The following is a 9173-nucleotide window of genomic DNA, read 5'->3' as shown; positions in this document are numbered from 1 at the left end:
AGATTGAGGAGCGACGTCTTCCCGCAGCCGGACGGCCCGACCACCGACAGGAATTCACCCTTGCGGATCGCAACGTCGATGCCGGTGAGGATCAGCTTGCCGCCGAGCGTCAGGTCAACGCCGTCGAAAGCAATCAGCGCTCTATCCCGCGGCGTATCCGTCACGCGATCCTCACGACGGGTTGCGGGACGCGCCGGCATAAGTGTCCAGAATCCGCTCGACGAGATCGGGCTTGCGGGCACGCGCGATCCCGCATTCGGTCGCAATGCCGAATTCCGGAACGAATTCGCGCGCCGTTTCGATCCGCGCGACGACACCTTCGACGCCTGCCGAAACATGAACGACGCCGAGATAGATCTCGGTTCGCGGATCGAGCTTCAGATCGGCGAATGGCGCGAAATAGGCGCGGTCGGTCCGGTCCGCCGGCACCGGAAAATGCACGTAATTGATCAGCCGGTCGACGCTGCGCACCATGTCGTTGGCCACATCCACCATGCGGCTCGCGTCCTTCGGCTCGATGAAATGCTTCGCGCCGAAATCGCCGTAACAGACATGGATGCCGAGTTCGACATCGGCCGGGATCGGGGCGCAGATGCGCCGCATCCGTTCCATGATCTCGGGCTGTGAGGCGCCCGTAGCCGGAAACCAGTCCTGCGGCTGCCCGTCGAGCGAGATCATTTCATGGCAGAAGTCCCACTGGATGCAGAGATGCTCGTGCGGGATCGCGTCGCAGATGCGTTTCACTTCCTCGATCATCGCCCGTTCATAGGCGGCCTCGATGGCGAGAACATCCTTGGGCGCTGCGAAGGCATAAATGATTCCGAACGGCGTCGGCATGCAGACCTGCAGCCGGACATGGTCCGGGAAATCGCCGCGCTTCTTTGCGGCCTGAAGGTCGAGATAGGACGCGCGCGCCTCCCGCGCGTAACCGAGTTCGCCGAACGTGATCTCGCTCGGGTCGACGCCCTCTGCCAAAGCCAGCAGTGGAAATTTCGAGGTCGCGCGCACGGCACCCGAAGGATCGGGCCGCAGGAACGGGCTAGACCGCAGCAGCGGATACTGGAAGCTCGCCCAGAGCCGCCGCGGCCCGACTTCGCCATCGGGGACCCGCTTGAGCCGCGGCCCGATCTTCCGGCCGACGGTCCGGAGGATCTCGTCGACCGAATCGAGGCCAATGCTGCCGACGAGATAGGCGCTGTCGGGCAGCCGGGTTTGCGTCGCCATGGTTCACCTCTTGAGAAGTAAAAAGATTAGGAGGGCGAGGGCTTTCCCGCCCTCCTCTCTCAATTACGGGACGATGACGGACTTCAGATCCACGTTGCCGCGGATCATGCCCTGCGACTTCATGATCGAGACCCAGGGCGCGAGACTGTTCTCGGTCAGCTTGGACCCGAATTGCGGGATGCTGACCGCAGCGACCGCCGGGGGCGGCAACTTGAGGAACTTCGCGACGGTCGCCCGCGCCTCGTCAGGATGCGCGTGCGCGTAGGCCGCGCCCTCATCGAAGCCGGCGCGGAACGCCTTGATCACATCCTGGTTCTTGTCGGCCCAGGCCTTCTTGCTGGCGAATACCGTGATGCTCATCCCGGCCGGCATGTCGCGGATGAAATGCGCCATCAGCTCGCCGGTCTTGCTTCCGACAATGCGCGCCATAAACGGCTGGATGGCGACGACGGCATCGACCGAGCCGGCCTTCAGAATGCCCTCCATCTGCGGAAACACGGTTTCGACGAACTGGACCTTCTTCCAGTCGACGCCTTTCATCGTGAGCCATTCCCGGAACATGACATGCAGGAAGGCATTCAGTCCCGGAACGCCGACCTTCTTGCCGACGAAATCGGCCGGCGTCTTGATGTTGGATTCCGGACGCACGACGATCCCGAAATTGCTGTCGGTCTTGACGGTCTCCGAGAACCCGGCAACGGCCACGAGATCGAGGCCGCCATTGACCGCCTGAAGCAGCACCGATGCCGTCGGCATCGCGATATCCACCTCGCCTGCTTCCAGCGCGGCCGGATTTTGCGAATTGAGCGGGATCGGCTTGAGAGCTACCTCGATGCCGTGTTTGGCAAAGAAGCCCTTGTCCTGCGCCAGCAGGACCGGCGCGAGATCGAAGACCTGCTGATGCCCGAATGTGATTTTCTTCTGCGCCTGTGCCGGGGCCGAGCCTAAAGGCGCCAGCAGCAAGGCCGATAGCAAGGCTATCGCGGATGTCATCTTCTTCATGCTTCCTCCTGATTTGTCATGGCGAGGGTTCGATCCCGCGTCCGATTGTTCGACAGGTCACTTCATGCGCGTGCAATCCGTTCGCGGTTCTCACTCGCTGCGCTCGCCACGGCAAGCCCTTCGAATGCGCCGGCCAAAAATGGCAGGGCGAAGTCGTAGGCGCGTTGCAGGTCGCGGCTGGAATAGACTTTCTTCGAAATCACGCCGAGCAGATCGTTCGCCGCGAAGATGCCGAACATGATGGAAACCATGTGCGCATAGCCGCGCGCGGCGGCCTCCTTCGACAGCCGCGGCTCGGCGCGTTCCAGAGCGCCCAGGATGATGTCCTGCGTTTCCTTGAAGTGACGCGTGATCAGGCGCGTCCAGCGCTGCTGCTGGCCGGTCTGCGCCAGCAACCGGCCATAGGACCGCCAGCCCGCGCCGCCTTCCAGCATCAGCTCGAGATAGGGACGCATGAACACGTCGATGACCTGACTGATACTCGGCTGCCCTTTCAACTGATCGTATGCGGCACGCCGGCGCGCATTCAATTCGTCCGATCGCCGCGCGATGATCGCCTCGAACAGCTTTTCCTTACTCTGGAAATGGTAATTGATCAGGCCAAGCGGCACACGCGCCTTCGCGGCGACATCGCGCATGCTTACGATGTCGAAGCTCGCTGCAGCGAACAGATGTTCAGCCGCGTCGAGAATGGCCGCTCTGGTGTTTTCCCCGTTGCGCAATGGATCCTGATCCCGACAAGCGTTGACAAACGATTTGTACAGTTGTTCAACTCGAATGCAAGAGCGATGTCGGTCGGGCAACCAGCGCGTCCGATCGCCTGCAAGAACATTGCGGCACCGCAACAAAGCGGACTACCGGGAGACGAATTTGGGTTTCTTCATCGGAACGGATGTCGGCGGCACCTTTACCGATCTGTGGGTGTCGGCGGATGACGGTCAGACGCGGGTCTTCAAGTCGCCCACCACGTCCGATGTGCTGAGCGGCGTGATCGACGCCCTCGGCCTTGCGGCGGAGGCTTACGGGCTGACGTTCGAGCGTTTCTGTTCGCAGATCGAGCGCTTCGGGCATGGCACGACCGTCGGCCTCAATGCGCTGCTGACCGGAAATGCAGCGCGCACGGCGATCCTGACCACGAGAGGATTCGGCGACACGCTGGTGATCGGGCGGCTGAAGCGTCAGACCTCCGACATGAACGAGGTGGAGCGCACCGACGCCTATCTGCGCAACCGCATTCCGCCGCTCGTCCCGCGCGATCTCGTGTTCGAGATCGATGAGCGCATCGACGTCAAGGGCAACGTCATCAAGCCGCTCGACGAAGCCCAGGCGCGCAGCGAAATCCGCAAGTTCAAGGGTTTCGGTATCGAGGCGGTCGCCATCTGCACGCTGTGGTCGACGCACAACCCGGTTCATGAAAAGCGGTTGCGCGAGATCGTCGCGGAAGAATTGCCGGATGCCTTTGTCAGCGTGTCGCACGAAATCTCGCCGGGCGTCGGCGAATATGCGCGCATGTCGACCACCGCGGGCAATGCCGCGCTCGGTCCCCTCGCCGGCCGCTATCTGTCGAGCCTCGAGGCCAAGCTGCAGAGCGCCGGGATGAAGGTGCCGGTGTTGATGATGACCTGCGCCGGCGGCGTGCTGCCGACCGCAGTCCTCAACGATCGGCCGGCCTTCGCGCTGTTTTCCGGTCCTGCCGGCGGCGTCATGGGCTCACGCGCGACAGGGGCCCAGGCCGGCTTCGACAATATCGTGACCATGGATATCGGCGGCACCAGCTTCGATGTCGGCGTCATCGTGTCGGGCAAGCCGATCATGCGTTCCGAGATCGCGGTCGCGGGCGCCGACATCCGCGTGCATTCGATCGACGTGGAATCGATCGGCGCCGGCGGCGGTTCGATCGCCTATGTGGAGTTCGGCGAATTGCGCGTCGGTCCGCGCAGCGCCGGCGCAAATCCCGGGCCCGCCTGTTACGGCCGCGGCGGCACGCGGCCGACCGCGACCGATGCCGACCTCGTCCTCGGCGTGCTCGACCCCGACAATTTCATCGGCGGCCGCATGAAGCTCGATGTCGCCGCAGCACAGCGCGCCATCGAGGAGCATGTGGCAAAGCCGCTGAACATGAGCGTCACCGAGGCTGCGTGGAGCATCCGCCAGATCCTCGACAGCAAGATGGCCGACCTTCTTCGCCGCATGACCATCGAGCGCGGTTACGATCCGCGCGAATTCACCCTCCTTGCGAATGGCGGCGCAGGCCCCTCGCACGCGTGGGTGCTGAGCGAGGAACTCGGCCTCGACAGCTTCATCGTGCCGGCCGCGGCGACCGCCGAGTCCGCGTTCGGCACCGGCAATTCCGATCTCGGCTTCACCGCGGAGCGGCCGTCCTACGCACGCATCTCGCCGGGCGCCGTCCCGACTGCGGAGCAGCTTGCGCATGTCACCGCCGCGCTGAAATCGGCGGTGGATGAGGTGAAGGCCAACCTCGCGCTGGCGGGCCCGAAGGGCGGCATCAAGATCGAGACATTCGTCGCGATCAAGTTCCGCGGGCAAACCAACCACCTCGATATTCCGTTCGAGGGCGAGAGCTTCACACTCGACACCTTCAAGACCGTCACCGCGACATTCGAGAGCCAGTACGAAACGCTGTTCGGACGCGGCGCTGCCTTCTCCAATGCGGGCTACGAACTGATCTCGGTGCGGGCAATGGGAACCGGCGCGCTGCCGCCGCCGGCCCTCGCCACCAAGGGCGAGACCTTCGAGCCGCGCGGCACGCGTCCGGTCGTGTTCCGCGAGGCGAAGAAAGCCGTCGAGACCGCGATCTATCGCACCTCCTTCCCGAAGGAAGGCGAAACCGCGCAGGGTCCGGCGATCATCGAATTTCCCGGCCAGAGTGTGGTCGTGCCGCCGGGCGCCACGGCGCGGGCCGACCGTTTCGGAAACATTCATGTGAGGCTCGCATCATGAGCGAGATCAATGCCGTCACCTTCGAGGTGATCCGTAACCGCCTCGTCGCGATTTCCGACGAGATGCGCATCGCGTTGCAGGCGGTCTCCGGATCGCCGACCGTTACCGAAGCGTCCGACTTCTTCACCGGCATCTTTCTGCCGGAAGGCTCGGTCGTATCCATGGGCTTTCAGGTGTCGTTCCAGGCGCCGGTCTGCGGCGAGGTCATTCGCCACATCAACGCCAAGCCGCAGCTCAAGGTGAAGGATGGCGACATCTTCATCGGCAATGATCCGTATATCGGTGCGCTGCACCAGAATGACGTGCAGATGATCGGCCCGATCTATGCCGGCGACGAGATCATCGCCTGGGCCGGCGTCGAGGCGCATGAAACCGATGTCGGCGGCATGGACTTCGCGAGCTGGTGCCCGAAGGCGCGCGAGATCTGGCAGGAAGGCATCCGCATCCCTTGCGTGAAGCTCGTCGATCAGGGCGAGATGCGCGAGGATGTTCTCGAAATGATCGTGACAGCGTCGCGATTGCCGGACCAGCTCGGCCTCGACATCCGCGCCTTCATCGCCACCGTGAATGTCGCGCGCCGCCGCGTCACCGAACTCGTCGAGCGCTATGGCGCGGCGACCGTCACCGACGTGATGCGCCGGATGATCGCTTCGTCCGAGGCGCGGTTGCGCGCGCGGCTTCGCGAATTGCCGGACGGGACGGTTCATGCCGCCGATTTCATCGAGCATGACGGTCATCAGAACGTTCTCTACAAGATCGACTGCAAGGCGACGAAGATCGGCGACAAGCTGACGCTCGATTTTTCCGGATCGAGCAAGCAGGCGCCCGGCTTCATCAACGCCACGCGTTCGGGTCTGGTCGGCGGCTGCGCCGGCGGCATTCTCACGACGCTCGGTTTCGACATTCAGTGGAATCAGGGCCTGCTCGATCCGGTCGAGATCGTCGCCCCCAATGGCCTCATCTGCACGGCGCAATTTCCTGCGCCGGTCGGATCGGCGACGGTCGAAACCATCTGGTCGGTCAGCAACGCGGTGATGGCCGCGCTCAACAAGTTGCTCGCGACCTCGCCAAATTACCGCTACCGCGCGCAATGCATCAGCGACGGCTGCATGGCGACCTTCAACCTCGGCGGTATCAACCAGTATGGCGAGCCGTTCGGCCTGCATCTGATGGACCCGCTCGCCGCGGGCTCCGGCGCCTTCGCCACCAAGGATGGCGTGGAGGCCGGCGGGCCGATCACCTCGCCCGTCTCCTGCATCGCGGATGTGGAGCGCAACGAGCAGGCGGTGCCGCTATTCTACCTGCATCGGCGCCTGGTGTCGGATACCGGTGGCGCGGGTAAACACCGCGGCGGGCTGAGCGCCGAAGTCGCGCTCACGCTCGGCGGGATCGAAAAGGCGATGGCCCTCGTCATGACGCATGGCGCGGAATCGCCCAATACCGCGGGCCTTGCCGGCGGCTGGCCGGGATCGACCGTGGTCCAGTCGATGGGCTGGGGATCTATCGAAAGCGGATTGCCCAACAATGCCGGCAAGTGGGAGCGCTTCGGTCCGAAGCCCGGTCTGATGCCGATGACCAATCGCGACATCTATTCGGTGATATGGCAGGGCGGCGGCGGCTGGGGCGATCCGCTGGATCGCGAGGCGACAGCCGTTGCGCGGGACGTCGCAGCCGGCGCGGTCAGCGTCGCGGCAGCGCGCGAGATCTACGGTGTCGTCCTCGATAGCGGCGGCGCGCCCGATGAAGCCGCGACCGAACGCCAGCGCGAAGCGATCCGCAAGGCGCGGGTCGGCGATTTCGACACCGATCCGGCGAAGCGCAGCGCCGCCAAGCCCATCGCGTCGCTGAGCGAAGCGCTGTTCGTTGTGCAGGACGAGCGCGGCACGCACGTCGTGAGCCGGGCCGGCTATATCCTGGCGACCGGCAGCACCGCGTGGCGCAAGGGCGCGAAGTCGGTGACCTTCGAAAAGCTGCCGGATCATTACCGCATCGACCTGCATGCCGACCTGTGCTGCACCGTGCATTATTGTCCGGCGAGCGGCGCCCAACTGGCGGTCGACTTCCATCGCAAGGGCGAAAAGCCGGCTGACGACCTTCTGCTCGATCTCGACTCGCTACCGAGGCTTGCCGCATGAGCCGAATCCCGAACCCGTTTCTCACCGCGGCCGGCGACGAATTGCCGACGCAATACGACCGACCGCCCGAGTTCGAAGGGTTCATCGAAGAGCGCGACATCAAGGTGCGGATGCGCGACGGCGTCCACCTGTCGATCGATGTCTATCGACCGGACACCAAGGAAAAGCTCCCTGCCCTGCTTGCCTTCGCGATCTACAACAAGGACCTGCAGGGCCCCGATGTTGCCGAGGCGCTGACACCGCAGCCGTCATGGTCGCCGCTTTGGACCGGCTGGCTTGAAGCCGGCGACACGCGCTTCCTCACATCGCGCGGCTACATCCATGTGATTGGCGCGCCACGCGGCATCGGCAAGTCTGAAGGCGGCGGCTCGCGCGAATTCGACAGCTACGACCTGATCGAATGGATCGCGCAACAGCCCTGGTGCGACGGCAATGTCGGCATGATCGGCATATCCGGATTCGGCGCCGAGCAATTCAACGTCGCCAAGCAGCAGCCGCCTTCATTGAAGGCGATCTTCCCGTTCGACCCCCGCGGCGCCTATGGCACGCTCGGCAGCTTCCGCGAGGAATATCACGGTGGCGTGCTGCACCTGTTCCGCTATCTCCTTTCGATCAATCTCGTCGCGCATCAGAACAAGGGCCAGCCGGGCGAATTGCCGCCGGAGCGCGAAGCGCTGTGGCGCGAAGCGATGGCCAATCCGGACTTCAAGATCTATCCGCACGTCTACAACATCCTGACCCAGAAGGGTCAGCACCTGCCGGCGATCTTCGATTTCCTGATCCACCCTTACGACAGGGAGGAAACCGTCGAGAAGGCGGAGGCGGACTTCAAGAAGATCAACATCCCGGCCTATACCGGCTCGGGCTGGTATGCCTACGGATACAAGACACATCTCAACGGCGCGCAGAACTGGTTCCGCAACATCGATGTGCCGAAGAAGGTCGCATTCGGCGGACCGTCACATCTCGAACGTCCCTTCCGGTCCTTCCATCAGGAGATCCTGCGCTGGTACGACCACTGGCTGAAGGGCATCGACACCGGCATCATGAACGAGCCGCCGGTGAAATATTGGGTCATGGGCGAGAATGCGTGGCGGTCCGGCCAGGACTGGCCGCTGCCCGAAACGCAATGGACCAAGCTCTATCTGTCGAGCTGGGGCCGGCTGCGGCCGCAACCTTTCCTGCCGTCCAGCACTGACGGACGGCTGGCGCCCGACGCCTTCGTGCAGATGCCGATCACCCAGACCAGCGAGGTCCAGCGCCTGCGCTACATGAGCGAGCCGCTGCCGCAGGACACGCTGATCGCCGGGCCGATCGTGCTCAACCTGTTCGCGGAAATCGATCAGGACGACACCAACTGGATCGTGATCCTCAGCGATGTCGGTCCGGATGTCTCGGTTCGCACCGCCCGCGAGGGCGAGCGCAATGTGCCGCGCGACCTGCCTGAACGGGAGCTCACCCGCGGCTGGCTGAAGGCCTCGATGCGCGAACTCGATCCGAAGCGGTCAAAGCCCTGGAAGCCCTGGCACAAGCTGACGCGCGCCGCCAAAAAGCCGGTGGTGCCCGGCGAAGTGACCGAATACGCGATCGAACTGATGGCGACCGCGAACCTGTTCAAGGCGGGACATCGGATCTGCCTCGACATCACCAGCCTCGACGTGCCGACCGGCGTCGGGGGAGCGACCAATGTCGAGTACATCCCGTATCACATCTGCGACCACCGGACGGTGCTGCACAAGGTCCACCACGACGAGGCGCATCCCTCGCACCTCCTGTTGCCGGTGATCCCGCAGGATTAACGATTCGTTACGCTGGCCGGTGGAATTCCGGCCGGAACCGCGACCATGACAA

General features: G+C 63.9%; 6 protein-coding genes. 3 read left to right on the top strand and 3 right to left on the bottom strand.

Annotated elements, in window-relative coordinates; genetic code table 11:
* Positions 1–171 precede the first annotated feature (171 nt).
* The 3 genes from VN004_RS15845 to VN004_RS15835 form a co-directional block, all read right to left on the bottom strand.
* Positions 172–1224 (bottom strand): hypothetical protein, encoded by a 1053-nt coding sequence (locus tag VN004_RS15845; protein WP_325611956.1) that lies wholly within the window; start codon positions 1222–1224, stop codon positions 172–174.
* A gap of 63 nt (positions 1225–1287) precedes the next feature.
* On the bottom strand, positions 1288–2226 hold the full coding sequence (locus VN004_RS15840) for an ABC transporter substrate-binding protein (protein WP_325611954.1): 939 nt from the start codon (positions 2224–2226) through the stop codon (positions 1288–1290).
* Positions 2227–2288: 62 nt separating this feature from the next.
* Positions 2289–2948, bottom strand: a complete 660-nt coding sequence (locus VN004_RS15835; RefSeq protein ID WP_325611951.1) for a TetR/AcrR family transcriptional regulator — start codon at positions 2946–2948, stop codon at positions 2289–2291.
* Between the two features lie 148 nt (positions 2949–3096).
* Between VN004_RS15835 and VN004_RS15830 the strand changes: the two genes are divergently transcribed.
* From VN004_RS15830 to VN004_RS15820, 3 genes are read left to right on the top strand one after another with little or no spacing between them, the layout of a single operon-like run.
* The gene (locus VN004_RS15830) at positions 3097–5187 is read left to right on the top strand and encodes a hydantoinase/oxoprolinase family protein (RefSeq protein ID WP_325611947.1); all 2091 of its coding nucleotides are present in this window, start codon (positions 3097–3099) and stop codon (positions 5185–5187) included.
* Positions 5184–7322, top strand: coding sequence for a hydantoinase B/oxoprolinase family protein (locus VN004_RS15825; protein WP_325611944.1), 2139 nt, complete (start codon positions 5184–5186; stop codon positions 7320–7322). The genes VN004_RS15830 and VN004_RS15825 overlap by 4 nt, the downstream gene beginning before the upstream one ends.
* Positions 7319–9121: a CocE/NonD family hydrolase gene (locus VN004_RS15820; RefSeq protein WP_325611942.1), complete on the top strand. Its 1803-nt coding sequence runs from the start codon at positions 7319–7321 to the stop codon at positions 9119–9121. Before VN004_RS15825 ends, VN004_RS15820 begins: the two co-directional genes overlap by 4 nt.
* The last annotated feature ends 52 nt before the right edge of the window (positions 9122–9173 follow it).

The organism is Pseudorhodoplanes sp. (assembly GCF_035565855.1).
GTDB lineage: Bacteria > Pseudomonadota > Alphaproteobacteria > Rhizobiales > Xanthobacteraceae > Pseudorhodoplanes.
Note: the sequence above shows the minus strand (reverse complement) of the source record. Positions and strands in the feature narration are given on the sequence as shown.